Here is a 17,728-nt window from a genome sequence, read left to right on the forward strand (position 1 = left end):
GAGTTATCAAATATGTCAAAACGGCACTTCCTCAAAGAGGAGTGCCGTTTTTTATTAGACTCTATATCGGCATTAAAGAGCCCTCCCGGCCGAATTCGGCAGGAGGGCTCTCCTGTTTCCGTTACTTCAAGTACGTTCCGTCTTCCCCGATCTTGCCCGGAGCGGGATTGCCCGGAAGGTCTAGCACGTAGACGCGTAGATTGCCCTTACCGGATACGGTTGCCGTTAACGTTCCGTTACTTACAGTGATTACGCCGCCGGTAATGGCGTCCTTGTAAGTTCCGTTCGGAATGCCCGTGAACGTGGCCGATCCGCTTACCGTGATCAGGGCGAAGCTATCGATCCCTTTTGCGGCATCGGTGTAACGGCGTTTGTAAGCCATCTGCCCGCTGATTCCGTCGGTTGAATATTGGCCTTTCTGAAGGGCCGGGATCTTCCGGCGTATTTGGTTCAAACGTTGAACGTGCTTGACCAGCGGATAATTTAACGTCTGAGCGACCGTGCCGTTCGCGGAATCTGCCTTGCCGAAGCTGCTCGCGACGACGGTGCCTTCAATCTTGTCTCCGAAGTACGCGCGACGGGTCGAGGCTAACGGACAGTTCGGTCCGCAATCGATTTCCTTGCCCGCTTGGAACTCGATCTCGGAGCCCATGTATAGCGTCGGAATGCCCCGGAAGGTCCACATGAGGCTCATGTTTTCGGCCCAAGCGTCAGTGCCTCCGGCGTAAGCATTCTTCGATTTGTTGGGTCCGAAGTCGTGGCTGTCGACGTAGACGACGTTATAAGTGGCGTCGTTGTAGCTGTCGTCGGAATCTTTGCCGTTCCAGAATGCGTTATTCGCATCGCCGAAGTTCATGTGCATGCGCATGTCGATGACGTTCATGCCCGAGAATTGGCTGCGATCCGGCGAGTGATAGTTATTCCCGTTCAAGAATGCGTTGGTCGACGTCGGTTGATTGCCGGTGCCAAGGTTGTTCTCGTAGTTGTATTGCTCCAGGGCGGCAACCGCATCGTCGGAGCTGTAGGTTTGCCGTTCTTTCCAAGTGAAGAATTGCGCCGAATGGTTGACGGAGCCTCGATTCCATTTGTCGTTCACGAAGGAGCCGACTTCGCCGAACATGAAGAAGTTTTTGCCCTTCTCGCCGAACGTGGCTTCCGAATGTTCCATTGCCGCCGGCAGGAAGCGGCGGTTCCAGATGACGCGCGGGATGTGCACCGCCGTATCTATTCGGAAGCCATCCACGCCCATGTCGATGAATTTGTTATAGGCGTCTATCAAATAGTCCTGAACCGGTTTGCTCTCGGTATTGAAGTCGGCCAGGTCCTCATGAAGCCAACAACTGCGAGAATCCTCGCCTTCCCAGTTGCCGATCCAGCATTGGTGGTAGTATTGGGAAGGGAACATGCCCGAGGTCGGATTCGGCCACTGACAATTATAGACCTTCCGGCCTTCGGGGTTGTAGTTCATGAAAACGCCCCAGTTACGGCAGGTGTTGTCTTCCGGCTCTACGGTGGACCAAATATCCCCATTATACGCTTTGCCAGATACCGATGCGGGATAGAGGCCGTCATACTCCAAGCCGGGGATCGGATCGTCGTAGTACCAAGACCAATCATTGTCTTGGATGCCGAATACTTTCGGCGTGAACAAGCCTTTTGCTCCCCAGCGGCTGGAATGATTGTAAACGACGTCCTGAATGATCTTGATTCCTTTGTTGTGCGCGGCGTTAATCAAGTCCTGGTAGGTCGCGCCGGGTGACTCCAGCCGAGGGTCGACGCGGTAAAAGTCGTAGCCATGGTAGCCATGGAAATCATAATCGGACCGGTTCAATACGACGGGCGTAATCCAGATCGCGGAGAAGCCCAATGCTTTGATATAATCCAATTTGTCCATCAGACCCTTGAAGTCTCCGCGATACATAGGATCGTTGTTGGCCGCGTTTCCGCTTTTGACATGCAACTGGCCTCCGCGATTGTTGGAGGAATCTCCGTCATAGAAGCGCGCGGTCATGACAAAATAGATGGAATCTTCGCGCATATCCGTCCCAAGCGGCGTGCCGCCGGGGTTCGGAATCGGCGCGTCGCCGGTTGTGGCCGTAACGGCTGCGCTGGCGGCCGATAGGTTGGACGGAGTCGCTTTGTCGTACGCTTTAACCGTATACGCGTACGAGGTCTGCGCTTCCAGATTGGTATCGTATAGGCTGTTGGTTGTTGTCGTCATCACTTTGGAGCCTTGTGTGCCGCCGGTGCGCGTGATCTCATATCCGGCTACCCCGCGACCGCCCGCATTGTCGGTCGAAGCATCCCAACTAAGCGTAACCGTCAGGTGATTGGCGACGGCTGTGACGTTAATCGGTACCGAAGGAGCGACTTCATCCGTCGGGAGCGGCGTGCAAGGATTCGCAGAGCCCGGCGTAACGACGCCATCCTTTACCGTTATGATGCCTGAGCCTAGATTGTAGTCTGCTCCGCCGTTGTTATCCCAAGCCGAACCGTTGTTAAAGGCGGCTTTCAAGCTGGTTGCAGAGCCTAGCTCTATCGTTTTTTTGGTCCAATCGGTACAAGCGTTTTCATTCATCTGTACGCCGGGAGGCGTCGTCCAGCCGGATCCATTGATCGCATAATGAATGTTTACCGTACTCCAACCTCTTGTCTTGGCGTAGTAGTAGATTTGCGCTTGATTGCCGGCGGAGGTAAGGACCGTCAGAGCGGACGATTGTGCCGATTTATTGCCCGCGGCATCCTTGGCGAGTACGGTGTAGTTATAAGACGTGGATCCCATCAACCCCGTGTCGGTGTAGGTCGTAACGGCGACGTCGGATTTGATAAGCGCGCCATTTCGATAGATATCGTATCCTGCGATTCCGCTTCCTCCCGCATTGTCTACGGAGGCAGTCCATGAGAAGGTGACCGACGCGCTCGTCACGCTGCCCTGCGTCAATCCGGCGGGAACGCTCGGGGCGATCGTATCGAGGACGCCTCCTCCGCACGGATCGCCCGACGATACGACGCCGTTCTCCACCTTGCTGATGCCGATTCCTAGCGTATAGTTCTGGCCGTTGTTGTTGTCCCAACTAGAGCCGTTATTGAACGTCGCGGCAAGACCGTTAGCCGTTCCTAACGATAAGGTCTTCTTTTTCCAGCCGACGCAAGCCGGCTCCATGGCTATACCGGGAGACGTCGTCCAAGCGGCTCCGACCGGCGCGTAATGGATATTGACGTTGGTCCAGTTAGCATTCGGTTTGTAGAATACGGTCGCCGTGTTCACCGGGTCCGGATTGGCGCATGGATTGCCTGAGTTGGCCAGCACCTGGCCGTTCTTGACCTGGTGAATGCCGAGGCCTACCGAATAATTGTTGCCCCCGTTGTTGTCCCAAGATCCCGAACCGTTGTTGAAAACGGTCTGGAAAGTTCCCCCTGCGGCAATATTCACGGTTTTGCTTGTCCAGTTGGCGCAGGCTGCTTCCATCGGCACTCCAGGAACGGCCGTCCAGCCGCCGCTGCCGTTATGATGAATATTAACCGTGCTCCAATTTTTGTAAGGGGTGTAGTAATAGATTGTGGCAGTGCCGGCTTCGGCCGCCGCAGCCTGTTTAGCTGGAGCCAAACCCGCAATTCCCCACAACATTGAGCATAAAAAAGATAAACATAGCAGGCATTGAAACAATTTTTTTGTCATTTCAACTTATCCCCCTTTAGTCGGTAATGGTTTCGTTTTCTTGTGAATTCGTAACGGTATCTGGCGAAAGCATCGCTCCTTTGGATTAAGTTCCAAATGACTTCAATGTAATTTGTGTAGCACTTTTTGCGCAAACGTTTGCGCAAAACGCATCGAAATCACCTCCTTTTTATGAAACAGTAGATTGGTAAGATCGCAGCAAAAGTCGCTGGTCGGACGATTTTGGAAGTGAAATAAGAGAAGGAGTACGGAGTATTCACGAATAATCGCAAGTAATTGTTGGAGGAAAATGATTGGATGAGTATTGAAAGCGCTTGCATGTTTATGTGAATTTATCATACACGAAAGTGGCATTTATTGTAAAAACGTTTGCATTAACTTTTTCTTATAGCTAATAGCATGTTTTCTTATGTTTTCTCGATAATTCTAATGATTGCGTAGTATTTTGAATATTTTACCACAGTCTCACGATCAACCTGCAGGCATTGCCTGGCACAAGAACCTGGCAACCCAGGTTGGAGTTATATAAATAAAACGGCACTCCTTATGGGAGGTGCCGTTTATTTAATGTTAACGATAGTTAGACGAATTCTACGGTAGTCAACATCCGAAGAAGCATTTGCGCGGTTTCCGCCCGTGTAGCCTTTTCACCAGGTTTCAATGCACCGGACTTGTCTCCTGTCAGAATGCCGTGCTGTAAAGCGAATCGAACGGCATCGTTAGCCCAAGGAGACACGGAGTCCATATTCGCGGTTGCGGCGGCAGTTCCGCTTCCTATTTTCGATCCCGTGTACTGAGCCGCCCGATAGAGCATCACAGTAAGTTCCTCTCTAGTAACATCGTCATTAGGACGGAACAGACCGTTAGCGTCCCCTTTGATCAACCCGGCGCGATATGCGGTTGATACCGGGGTAGAATACCACTCGGTCGTTATATCACTGAACGGACTATCGCCTATCGATTCGGTTAAACCAAGCGCGCGAACGAGTAAAGCGGATACTTCGGCTCTCGTGATCGCGCCATCGGGATCGAAGTTGCCATTGCCTCGGCCTTCAACGATTCCTTTCGAAGCCAATTGTTCCGCGCTTTCTTTGGACCAGTGCTTGCTAAGGTCCGCGAACTCGACTTGGCGGTCAATGACCGCATAAGAGCTTAGTCCTTGTCTTTTTAATTCGGCAGCGGTATGTCCATCTTTCTTCACGAAGCGGGAAGGGATATAGCGATATTCTCCGGTGTTCGGGTTCCACCAAATGCCCGAAGCTGTCGGAGGCACGGTTTGGGTTCCCATATCCATCGTGCGAGTCACGTAATGCTCGAAGGTGTCGAGTTCAGCCGACTTACCGCTTCCGTCATCGATTCGCACATGGAATTCCACAGGGGCGACGAGCAAACGGGCCTGTTTTTTCTTGAGAGCTTCTTCTAGTTTATCGACGTTAGCTTTGCAAGTAGTCGCGATCGCTAACGTTACTTGAACTTTAGAGCGATCCATCCCTTGCCGATCGCTTAGCGGGGACCAGTTAAGCTCTGAAATAGGCAACGTAATGGAACCGACCGAAGACTGGAATGTCAATATAGCGTTCTGATTGATCGAACGAATGCGGTCCAAGACGGATACCGCCTGAATAACCTTCAGGTCCGGTTTGTCTGTCTTAAGCATGATGATGCCTTTCTTAACGTCTTCCAAGGTGATCGACACTCTCACGGTCGACCCGTCGGAAGACAAGACGTCAAAGTTAAAGGTTTCAGGCTGCTGGGCAGGGGAGGACGAACCGCCCGAACCGCTGCCGGGACTGCCCGATTGTCCGCTATTGATTTTAAGCGTCGTGTTAGCCGTCAGTCCTCCGTAGGTAGCGGTTAAGACGGTTTCGCCGACGTTCAGCCCGGTGAAGACGCCCTTCGCGTCTATTGTTGCGATGCTCGGATCGGCTATGGAATAGGCTGCCTTTTCCGTTACGTCCAAGGTCGTCAGATCGGAATTCGCGGCCGTGAGCTTAGTCGATTGGGTATTTCCCTTCACCACGGAATAAACAGCGTTCGAGAATTGAAGTCCGACGGTAACGCTCGTAATTTTCCAATCGTAGCTAGCCGGGGTCGCGTCCGCGTTGCCGAGCGCATCGATGGCTTTTACCAACAAGACGTGGTCTCCAACAGCCAGGTTATTAAGCGTCAAGGGAGACGAGCACGGGGAATACGCCGACCCGTCTAAGGCACATTCATATGTGACGCCGCTCTCATTGCTTGTGAAAGAAAACGTAGCGTTAACGTTATTCGTTGACGAGCCGGGGCCCGTTACGATTGTCGTGTCCGGAGAAGCCGAATCGATGGTCCATGCGAATGTAGCGGGGGTAGGATCGACGTTGCCTACCGAATCTCGCGCCCGAACGCTCAAGGTATGGCTTCCGTCGCTTATCCCGGTAAACGTCTCGGGATTATTGCAGGCGCTATAGGCTGCGCCATCCAAACTGCATTCATAAGAGACGCCAACCTCGTTGCTGCCGAACCCGAAAGCGGCGCTGCTGCTTGCCGTCATCGAACTGGGGTTCGATACGATCGTCGTATCCGGTGCAGTCGAATCGATGGTCCATGCGAATGTAGCGGGGGTAGGATCGACGTTGCCTGCCGAATCTCGCGCCCGAACGCTCAAGGTATGGCTTCCGTCGCTTATTCCGGTAAACGTCTCGGGAGTATTGCAGGCGCTATAGGCTGCGCCATCCAAACTGCATTCATAAGAGACGCCAACCTCGTTGCTGCCGAACCCGAAAGCGGCGCTGCTGCTTGCCGTCATCGAACTGGGGTTCGATACGATCGTCGTATCCGGTGCAGTCGTATCCACGATCCAAGTGTAAGAAGCGGGCGTCGGATCGGGCAGTCCATTGTACAGAATCGAACGAACGGCGAAAGTGTGGGTTCCGTCCGATAGAGAGTTGTAGCTGACGGGAGAAGTACAAGCTCCGTACACGGCCGCATCCACGCTGCATTCAAAGGAGCTGCCAGTCCCTAAGAAGCTAAAAGTCGCGTTAGCGCTTATAGTCGTCATATCAGGCGTGGCCGTGAGAGCCGTATCCGGAAGCGCGTCAAAAAATTGAATGCTCGTTCTGATGTTAAAATTGGATTGCGTTGTATGTCGTTCCGCTTGGAACAGGTCGAAATCATAAATTTCGCCAGGGATCAATCCTAAAGCCGCGGCTTGGGCATCCAGATTGACAGTTCCATTCATGACGCCATGAACTCCGCCCAAATCAAGCGCTAGCTTATTGTTGATGAAGACCCATGCGTCATCGTCAATGTTGAGGGTCAAGGTATCCCCTGGCCGGTAGACGAACTTGCTATGCGCTTCAGTGGTGAAATGATAATTATGGGCGTTTCCTTCGTTCCCCCACAGTTGGTTATCGATCGGAAAGAAGCTGGAGTTGGAGTATTGATATTCTCCTAAAACAGAATTGTAATTTAAGTCCAGCGTAACTGTCGTCTTCTGATTCAAAGGATCGTCGTTGTACCATGAGTTGAAGGAAGACGCGTTCGTCACTACGGGACTGCTTCCGCTGAAAACGGGCTTCTTGTCCGCGCCGAGAGTCGGCATTACAATGCCCGGGTATTGCCCGTTATAGGTCTCAAAATCAGGGTGTTTGTTAGGGGGGACGACCGAGAAGTCGCGAACAACGATTATTAATTGATTATCCGAAGCTGCTTGCGTAACTGCAGGAAGGAAAAGCGAGTTAATGCATAAGAGCAGAACGGCGAGTGCAAGCCCTGCGGATAACGGCCGATAACGATACATTTAAAGGCGTCCTTTCCAGATAGAATAGATTAATGGAATTAAACTCTTATTCTATTAATATACTATAGTTGGTAAAATCCGCAGAGGTTTTTTCACACATCGGCGATGCTAGAAGGCTAAGCCGTCTCCTTTCAAAATAAAAAAGCGTCAACCGACTGAAGAAATTATAGGTATAATTTACTATTATTTTGATGAATTCGACATATTTCAAGAAATTTCTCTGTACAAATTGGTAAAACTGACTAAAATTAAAGTTATTCAAGTGGCATATTATTACTGCGAGAGAATCAATCTAAAAAGAAAGAAATGAAAGCGCATTCTCCGCTCTAACGTAGTGCTGATTTAAATATCCAAAAGAAGAGAGGGTCGATGGTTTAAATGCCATACTCTCGTGTAAGGACGGTGTAGATAGGTTACGCCAGAGCCTACTTTAATACGCTTTCAGCTTTTTGAATTTTAATTTTTGCAGAGGGGGCATGATATCTGACGCTGTGAAAATTGATTTCTACGCTTGCGATTATCTTGCAAGTTCATTCAAATAACCCCTAGTTCGTACAGCAACATTCCTTCGTTTTGAGTAAATCGAATCCCTTCTGCATTACGTATGTAGCAAATCCGCTTTTTTATCCAACTAAATTTTCATCCATCCATATTATTTAAGATTTTTTATCACCCGTTTTGAAATCATTATTTTATATTGATTTCATTTTTTCTCGTAAAATGCGCAAACGTTTGCATTTAAATGCAAACGTTTGCGCACCATAAATTTTAATAAGGCGGTTCTACTAATGAAGAAAGCGGTACATTTGTTCCTTATCTTTACTATGGTCTTCTCTATGTTTTTTGGACTTGAAACCTCTAAGATGGCTAGTGCAGCTACTACAACTGCCTCGGCATCCACATTCTCATGGGACAACGCGACCGTTTATTTTGCCTTGACGGACCGTTTTCTTGACGGAGATTCCAGCAACAACCATTCCTACGGGAGGGAATTGGATCAGAACGGCAATGAGTATTCTGGCTACAAATCCAAAACCGGAACTTTCCACGGCGGAGATTTGAAAGGGCTTACAACAAAAATCAATGAAGGTTATTTTAATGATCTCGGCGTCAATGCCATCTGGATTACGGCTCCTTATGAGCAAATCCACGGATGGGTAGGAGGCGAATCTTTCAGGCACTACGCGTATCACGGTTACTATACGCTGGATTACACTGAAATCGACAAAAATATGGGTACGGAAGCGGATTTCAAAACTTTTGTCGACACCGCGCATACCCATGGTATTCGGGTCGTGATGGATGTCGTTATGAACCATGCCGGATACGAAACTCTGAAAGACATGAGCGAGTTTAACTTCGGGCAATTGGCCAACGGTTGGCAAAACTATTATTATAACCAACCAGAATCAGCAGCTCATTATAATACTTATGGCAATTATGTGGTGGATACGGATTCGAGTAGTTGGGCTAGATGGTGGGGTTCTGATTGGGTCCGTGTGAACAAAAGCGGTTACACGCCTTGCGGATCCAGCGATACGGAGATGTGTCTTTCGGGGTTGCCGGATTTCAAGACCGGCTCTAGCAGTACGGTAGGCTTGCCACCGATCTTGCAGACGAAGTGGGATAACGCGAAAGAAGCTAAAGAGGTAGCAGAACTCAACGCGTACTTCAGCAACACAGGCAAACCTCGTACGCCAAGCAATTATATTAACAAATGGTTGACCGATTGGGTTCGGGAATATGGGATTGACGGCTTCCGGGTAGATACGGCGAAGCACGTCGAACAGTCGGTATGGAAAGATTTGAAGACCGAATCGGTGAAAGCGCTGAAGGAATGGAAAGCAGCCAATCCGACGAAAAAAATGGATGACCTTGATTTCTGGATGACAGGCGAGGTATGGGGACACGGGGTTGGGAAAAGTTCGTATTTCAGCAACGGATTCGACTCGCTTATTAACTTCTCGTTCCAAAGCTCGACTGGGAATTTGAATGGTCTGGAAAGCATCTATTCCAGTTACGCTGCCAGTATCAATACGGATCCATCGTTTAATATGTTAAGCTATATGTCCTCTCACGATACCTCATTATACAACCGCAGCAACCTGATCAACGGGGGAACATCGTTGCTGTTATTGCCCGGAGCCGTCCAAATTTACTACGGCGATGAAACGGGTAGACAGCCAAGCAACTCTCCAGGCGATCAAGCGACTCGCTCGGATATGAACTGGAGCTCGATTAATACGAGCGTATTGTCCCATTGGCAGAAGCTGGGGCAATTCCGGAGCAATCATATTGCCGTCGGTGCAGGAAGCCATAAGCAGCTTCAAACTTCTCCCTATGCTTTCAGCAGAACTTATAGCGCTAACGGAATAGATGACAAAGTAGCCGTCGCCGTCGGGGCAAGCGGATCGACATCGATCAACGTCAGCTCCGTATTCGTAGACGGAACTACGGTAAGAGATTTCTATACCGGTTATACGGCGGTCGTCTCCGGAGGTAAAGCTACCTTTACCGCAGGAACAAACGGCGTCATTCTGATCGAAGAGGTTCCGACGCTGAATGCCAAAGTATCGGCATCTCCGGCGGGCGGCAGCTTCAGCACAGATACGAAAGAGATCACCCTTTATGTTCGAAACGCGGAAACGGGCAAATATACGCTCGATGGAACTGACCCGCAAACAAACGGTATTTCTTTCACGAACGGACAGTCGCTGACGATCGGCAGCGGTATGGGAATCGGCGATTCGAAGGCACTTCGGTTGTACGCCGGCAATAATCTTGGCAGCGTATCGCAACAATACGTCTTCACCAAGACGGATCGAAGCCTGTTGACTGTTCATTTTAAGAAGCCGAGCACTTGGGGAACTCCGCAATTGTATTATTACGAGACAACACCAGTAGTAACCGGCCCAACCTGGGCGTCAGCTCCGGCAATGGTCAGCGAAGGAGACGGCTGGTACAAGTATACGATTGAGGATGTCGAAAGCGCCCACGTAATTTTTAAAGACGCCAGCAACCAAATTCCAGCTGCCCAACAAGCAGGATTAGTAATCAGCGCGGAAGGCTGGTACGACAATGGGTGGGTTGCTAAAGATACAACCAAACCGACAGCACCGACGAATTTAACCGCATCTGCGAAGACTGAAAATTCCGTGACGTTGACTTGGAGCGTATCCACGGACAACGTAGGAGTGACGGGATACGAGATCTATCGAGACGATGTCAAGGTAGGCACATCGGCGAGCGCGACGTATAAAGATGTTGGCTTGACGGCGGAAACCGCTTACACCTATACGGTTAAGGCCTATGACGCTGCTGGAAACAAATCCGATGCTAGTTCTGCGCTTCAAGCAACGACCGAACCGAAAGATACGGTCGCACCTGCCGCGCCGACGAATTTGCAATCGTCCTCCAAAACGAACAACTCCGTCACCCTGTCTTGGAGCGCATCGACGGACAACGTAGGAGTGACGGGCTACGAGATTTACCGCAATAACGTGAAGGTCAATACTTCGGCTACGACGATATATACGGACAGCGGCCTTGCGGCAGCAACCGAATATACGTACACGGTTAAGGCATATGACGCTGCGGGGAACATTTCGGCAGCGAGCGACGAGCTGAAAGTAACGACGAGCGCTCAACCGCTGACCAATACGGCGACAATCTACTATAAACGCGGCTACAGCACACCGTACTTCCATTACGCACCGACCGGTGGTACCTGGACAACTGCACCGGGAAAAGCCATGACGGCTTCGACGGAATATCCGGGTTATAGCGCGATCACCGTCGACATCGGTACGGCAGCCAGCTTGTCGGCCGTATTCAACAACGGCAGCGGCACATGGGACAACAACGGCGGTAAGAACTATACGTTCCAGCAAGGAACATGGACGTTCGAGAGCGGGACGATTAAGGCAGGAACTCCTGCGGGAGATACGACGGCGCCGTCCGTACCAAACAATGTACAGTCGACAGCGAAGACTAACAATTCCGTCACTCTGTCTTGGAGCGCATCGACGGATAATGTCGGAGTGACGGGATACGAGATTTACCGCAACAACGTGAAGGTCAATACCTCGGCTACGACGACATATACGGACAGCGGCCTTGCGGCAGCAACCGAATATACGTACGCGGTTAAAGCATATGACGCTGCGGGGAACATTTCGGCAGCGAGCGACGAGCTGAAAGTAACGACGAGCGCTCAACCGCAGACCAACACGGCGACAATCTACTAAACGCGGCTACAGCACGCCGTACTTCCATTACGCTCCGACCGGCGGCGCATGGACAGCGGTTCCAGGAAAAGCCATGACGGCTTCGGTGGAATATCCGGGTTATAGCGTGATCACCGTCGACATCGGTACGGCAGCCAGCTTGTCGGCCGTATTCAACAACGGAAGCGGCACATGGGACAACAACGGCGGTAAGAACTATACGTTCCAGCAAGGAACATGGACGTTCGAGAACGGGACGATCAAGGCAGGAACTCCTGCGGGAGTAGATACGACGGCACCGTCCGTACCAAACAATGTACAGTCAACCACGAAGACTAGCAATTCCGTTACCCTGTCTTGGAGCGCATCGACGGACAACGTAGGAGTGACGGGATACGAGATTTACCGCAACAACGTGAAGGTCAATACCTCGGCTACGACGACATATACGGACAGCGGCCTTGCGGCAGCAACCGAATATACGTACGCGGTTAAAGCATATGACGCTGCGGGGAACATTTCGGCAGCGAGCGACGAGCTGAAAGTAACGACGAGCGCTCAACCGCAGACCAACACGGCGACAATCTACTACAAACGCGGCTACAGCACCCCGTACTTCCATTACGCACCGACCGGCGGCGCATGGACAGCAGTTCCAGGAAAAGCCATGACGGCTTCGGCGGAATATCCGGGTTATAGCGTGATCACCGTCGACATCGGTACGGCGACCAGCTTGTCGGCCGTATTCAACAACGGCAGCGGCACATGGGACAATAACGGCGGCAAGAACTATACGTTCCAGCTAGGAATCTCAACATTCGATGGCGGAACGATTACACCCGGGGTTCCGGTTATTAACCCCTAACCCTGCGCTTTACAATGCGCTTACGACGAGCGCGAGATGAAATAATCGAATCCTGCCTTGCAAGTTTAATAGCTGTCAAAGCAGGATTCATTACATTGACATTAAGAGGTGACGTTAGTTGAGGATCGTTGGACGTAAAATTATCGTCTTGTTAGCTTCATTTATATTCATACTCGCATTCGGCGCTTCCGCGGCTTTTGCCGAGATATCGGCGACCCATGTATACCACAACCATATGCCGAATTTTTGGGCCTACTATAATACTTCCGGATACAACTCTACGGCAGTAGGGTCCCCCATTCGTTATACCTATGACGGCCAGGTCATTGAACTGAAGAAAAATCCTCCTGCCGGCTATACGTACTTTAATCCCAAAAATGGCACCGCGTTACCGCATGACGACTTGGTATCCTATTATACGCATAATGCTAAAACGGGAGCTTACTTGTATTGGTCGTGGCAAGTAGCGGATTCGTTGAATAAATCGAATCCTTCCGGCCAGGTGCAAGTTACTATGTCCGCGGCAGTCGTAAATAACGTCAACAGCTTCATGACTACCAACAATGTTCCCGGATATAACAATGCCAATTGGGGGCTCCCTTGGAAAACGGCGTATAACAATTTAAAAACGCCGAACGGAAATCGTACGTTGGATGTCATTAATTTCAGCGGACATCATTCCATGGGACCTTTGACGGGAAATGACTATTTACTGAAAGATTTGATTTACCAGAGGACCACTTTGTCTCAGTCCTACTTTCTAGGAGACTCGTTTACTGCTTCGAAAGGGTTTTTCCCGACGGAGCTTGGTTTCTCGGAGCGGATCATACCGGTTCTGGATAAATTAGGGATTCAGTGGTCGGTTATCGGAAATAATCACTTTTCCAGAACATTGACCGATTATCCGTACTTAAACGACCCGGGCAAGGATACTATGGTATCTCCGCCGAACCGGGCGGATCTTCAGAACACGAGCACTGTAGGCTCATGGGTTGAACAACCTATGTTCAATGAAAAGCAGGTCACCTACAATAAATTTCCGTTCGCTTCAACGCCTCATTGGGTTCGTTATGTCGATCCCGGTACAGGCAAAGAAAACCGGGTTGTAGGCGTCCCCGTCGCGCAAGCCGAATCTTGGGAAGAAGGATACCAAGGCTCTGCCAAGGCGACTGTTCTTAAGTCATTTGAAGGCTTGTTGCCGCAGAAGCAATTTTTCGTCATTGCGCACGATGGCGATAACTCTTCCGGCCGTGCCGGCTCGGAAGATACTTGGCGCAACGCCGCGAATGTAACCTATGCCGACTCCGGCGTCAAAGCGGAAGGTATTAGTGAATACCTGGTTAAGAATACGCCTGCGGCGAGCGATGTCGTTCACGTACAGGATGGATCATGGATCGATACGCGCGATTCTTCTTCCGATCCGACATGGTACCATTGGCGTTTACCGTTTGGAATATGGAAAGGCCAGTTCTCCGCATTCAACACGGCTACAGGATTGAACCTCGCGCCTAAGAAAAATCTGAACGGCGTCGAAGACGGAATGACGGTATCCTTCGAATACGGATATCATTATTTGGAAAGAAACTTCGCGCTTCTGCAAGCAGCAGAGAATTACGCGAAAACAGCAGAGCAAATTTGGCTGGACGATCATCCGAATTACTGGCAACCGACATCGGCGCTGGACAAGCAAGTTACGTATTCCGGCAACCAGTTGAATCCGTGGATGTTATCGTATCCCGTTAAAGGGGATGCAGCCAATGATTATAAGGGCGGAGCCAATCCGGCCGAGCTCGGATGGTATTTCCTCCTTCCGGCTATGGATTCCGGATTCGGGTATTATGACGAGAATGTGGATGACGGCGTGAAGCCTACGCTTTCGTTTAACAATTCCTTGTATTTCACGAAGCCCTATGTAACCAGCAATAAGGCTAAGGATAAAACCGGCCCTAACGTATGGTGGCCGCAGCGTTATCCATACAACCCGGGCAGCGCGAACGTAAGCAAAGCCGAGGGTTGGACGCTTCAATATTATGACAACACTTTCGGTATCTACACGTACGCATACGACGTCAGCGGGATAAGCGACATCAAATTGAAGGTCAGAACGCATCGCGACAAGACGGCAAGCGCATTGGACAATACGTTCCGCGTCTACGACCCGGCAGCATTGAAGGCGCAAGGCGTACAGAATATCGATCCGGCCAAAGTCGGATCATGGGTTGAATATCCGATGAATAAGCGCGACCTCAAGCCGGATATCAACGGAGTCGCTTGGCAGCCAGAAAGTACCGCAATGTTCAAGGTTGTTCCTGCGCAAGAAATTGGCGATTTGTACTACACTTACTTGAGCAACTATCGTGATCAAATGCTGGACTACTATATTGAAACCGTTGACAATGCGGGCAATGTGACGAAGTCGGAAATTCAAACGGTTTACGTAGGAGCAGGCAAATACTCGAAGGACGCTTCCGGTAAGATCGTTGAGGATGCGAACGGAACGATTCAAGGAACTTACCCGTTCCTGGTTATCGATAAGGAAGCTCCTTCCGTTCCTGCAAATCTTCAAGCTGCAAATACGACTGACCGTTCAGTAAGTTTGACTTGGGCAGCGTCGACGGATAACGTAGGCGTATCCGCTTACGAAGTCTATCGGGACGGAGTCAAAGTCGGCACGGCTTCAACCGCAGCATATACGGATGCGGGACTGACAGCTTCAACCTCTTATGTATATACGGTCAAGGCATTGGATAAGGTGGGCAATATCTCGTTGGCAAGCTCGCCGTTGACGGTGATGACCAAGGTTCCGGATAACGAACCTCCTGCGGCGCCGACCGATTTGACTAATGGCGCGAAGACAGCTTCGACGATTCAATTAAGCTGGACGGCGGCTACCGACAACTACGGCGTGTTGGGTTACGACATTTACCGCAACGGCACCAAGGTTGGCAACACCGATAAAACAACGTATACGGACAGTGATTTAAGTCCGAATACGACTTATGACTATTACGCAAAAGCAATCGATGCGGCCGGAAATGCGTCTGCAGCAAGCATTATCCTTTCGGTCAAAACAGAGTCGGGCAATGTCGTTACGATTTACTATAAACAAGGTTATACAACGCCATATATCCATTACCGCCCGATAGCCGGCACATGGACGACCTCTCCAGGGGTGTTAATGCCGCAATCTGATCTAACAGGATACAACAAGATTACATTAAATGTAGGCACAGCATCAGGAGCCGAGGTCGTATTCAACAACGGGAGCGGCACATGGGACAATAACGGCGGCAAAAACTATACGTTCCAGCAAGGAATATGGACCTTCGCAAGCGGTACGATCACAGCAGGTGTTCCTACAGGTATAGATACGGCTGCCCCAACTGCGCCGACGAATTTACAGGCGACAGCGAAGACGCAAACTTCGGTTACCCTGACGTGGAGCGCATCGACGGACAATGTCGGAGTCACCGGCTATGAGATTTACCGGAACGGAGTGAAGGTCGGCACATCGGCCGCCACGACTTACGTGAACAGCGGTTTGACGGCTGGCACGGCGTATACCTTTACGGTCAAGGCCTATGATGCGGCTGGCAACCTGTCGGCAGCCGGTACTGCGCTTGAGGTAACGACGGAACCGTTAGACTCAGTCGCGCCGACTGTACCGACTAATGTACAGTCGACCGCGAAGACGCACAATTCGATTACCTTGTCTTGGAGCGCATCGACGGATAATGTCGGAGTGACGGGCTACGAGATTTACCGCAATAGCGCCAAGGTCGGCACATCGGCCACAACGACGTATGTGGATAATAACCTGGCAGCGGCAACCGCATACACTTATATGCTCAAGGCTTATGACGCTCTAGGTAACACGTCGGAGGCAAGCAGCGAGCTGCAGGTTACAACGAACGCGGCTCCGCTGTCAAACAAGGCGACGATTTACTACAAACGCGGATATAGCACCCCATATTTCCATTACGCACCGACCGGGGGGGCTTGGACGGCAGTACCGGGAATCGCCATGCAAGCGTCGGAGTTTACGGGTTACAGCGTGATCACCGTCGACATCGGCACGGCAACCAGCTTGGCAGCCGTGTTCAACAATGGCGGCGGCACATGGGACAACAACGGCGGTAAAAATTATTCATTCCAGCAAGGAATCTGGACTTTCGCAAACGGTACGATCACGGCAGGTCCTCCTGAAGGTTCTATCGTAGATACATTAGCGCCGACCGAGCCAACCAATGTGCAGGCCACCGCGAAGACGCACGATTCCGTAACCTTGTCTTGGAGCGCATCGACGGACAACGTCGGGGTCACCGGCTATGAAATTTATCGTAACGGCTTCAAGATCGGGACTTCGACACAGACGACGTTTACGGATACCGGCCTGACTGCGCAAACTGCCTATACGTATACGGTCAAGGCTTATGACGCTAAAGCAAACATGTCTGTAGCAAGCAGCGGATTGCTAGTAACGACGAATGCGGTTCCTTTGTCAAATACGGCGACGATCTATTACAAGCAGGGCTTTAGTTCTCCGTATATCTATTACATGCCTACAGGCGGTGCCTGGACGGCGCTGCCGGGCGTTGCCATGCAGCCGTCAGCGGAATACGCCGGTTACAGCGTGATTACCGTTAACCTGGGCACAGCGACAAGCATGAAAGCAACCTTCAACAACGGCAGCGGCACATGGGACAACAACGGCGGAAATAACTATACGTTCGAGCAAGGAACCTGGACGTTCGAGAACGGCAAAATTACGTCCGGCGCGCCGGTATTGCCGCAAACCCAAAGCCTGACGATCAAGCTTACCGTTCCTATGACTACGGCAGCGAACGATTCGGTCTATATCGCAGGCTCGTTCAATAACTGGAATCCTGCGGACAGCAACTATAAGCTTACGCCAAATAGCGATGGCACATACTCTATCACTATGAGCTTAATGGCAGGCACGACGATCCAATACAAATTCTTAAGAGGATCGTGGGCAACGGTCGAAGCGAATTCGAACAATTCGGATATTGCGAATAGGTCATATACGATGCCGAATAGCGCGCAAACCTTAACCCAAACGGTTGTAAAATGGAAAGACAAGTAGAACTGAACTAACGCGAAGCGGGAGCCGGACGGACTGTATCGCCCTTTGGGGGCGATACAGTCCGTTCTTTTTC

General features: G+C 50.8%; 5 protein-coding genes and 1 pseudogene. 4 read left to right on the plus strand and 2 right to left on the minus strand.

The genetic code is table 11. The features are described from left to right. Nucleotides 1–121: 121 nt before the first annotated feature. Both FPL14_RS16125 and FPL14_RS16130 read right to left on the minus strand, forming a co-directional pair. Nucleotides 122–3,607: a carbohydrate binding domain-containing protein gene (locus FPL14_RS16125; RefSeq protein ID WP_229263536.1), complete on the minus strand. Its 3,486-nt coding sequence runs from the start codon at nucleotides 3,605–3,607 to the stop codon at nucleotides 122–124. Nucleotides 3,608–4,259: 652 nt separating this feature from the next. Further along, complete coding sequence (locus FPL14_RS16130) at nucleotides 4,260–7,457, minus strand: S-layer homology domain-containing protein (RefSeq protein WP_182298618.1); 3,198 nt, start codon at nucleotides 7,455–7,457, stop codon at nucleotides 4,260–4,262. Between the two features lie 788 nt (nucleotides 7,458–8,245). Here FPL14_RS16130 and FPL14_RS16135 point away from each other — a divergent pair. The 4 genes and pseudogenes from FPL14_RS16135 (at nucleotide 8,246) to FPL14_RS16145 (ending at nucleotide 17,655) form a co-directional block, all read left to right on the plus strand. Further along, the gene (locus tag FPL14_RS16135; protein WP_182298620.1) at nucleotides 8,246–11,704 is read left to right on the plus strand and encodes a fibronectin type III domain-containing protein; all 3,459 of its coding nucleotides are present in this window, start codon (nucleotides 8,246–8,248) and stop codon (nucleotides 11,702–11,704) included. Nucleotides 11,705–11,756: 52 nt separating this feature from the next. Beyond that, nucleotides 11,757–11,900, plus strand: a pseudogene (locus FPL14_RS30795) (carbohydrate binding domain-containing protein); the annotation flags it as partial. A 42-nt stretch (nucleotides 11,901–11,942) separates the two neighbouring features. Then, nucleotides 11,943–12,548, plus strand: a complete 606-nt coding sequence (locus tag FPL14_RS30800; protein ID WP_407644674.1) for a carbohydrate binding domain-containing protein — start codon at nucleotides 11,943–11,945, stop codon at nucleotides 12,546–12,548. Nucleotides 12,549–12,666: 118 nt separating this feature from the next. Further along, entirely contained in the window at nucleotides 12,667–17,655 is a 4,989-nt protein-coding gene (locus FPL14_RS16145; RefSeq protein ID WP_182298622.1) for a carbohydrate binding domain-containing protein, read from the plus strand. Nucleotides 17,656–17,728 lie beyond the last annotated feature (73 nt).

The organism is Cohnella cholangitidis (assembly GCF_014107495.1).
Lineage (GTDB): Bacteria > Bacillota > Bacilli > Paenibacillales > Paenibacillaceae > Cohnella > Cohnella cholangitidis.

Bases quoted from the DNA above. Each gene is read 5' to 3' on its own strand.
- FPL14_RS16135 (WP_182298620.1), top strand. From the start codon at position 8,246: ATGAAGAAAGCGGTACATTTGTTCCTTATCTTTACTATGGTCTTCTCT.
- FPL14_RS16130 (WP_182298618.1), bottom strand. From the start codon at position 7,457: ATGTATCGTTATCGGCCGTTATCCGCAGGGCTTGCACTCGCCGTTCTG.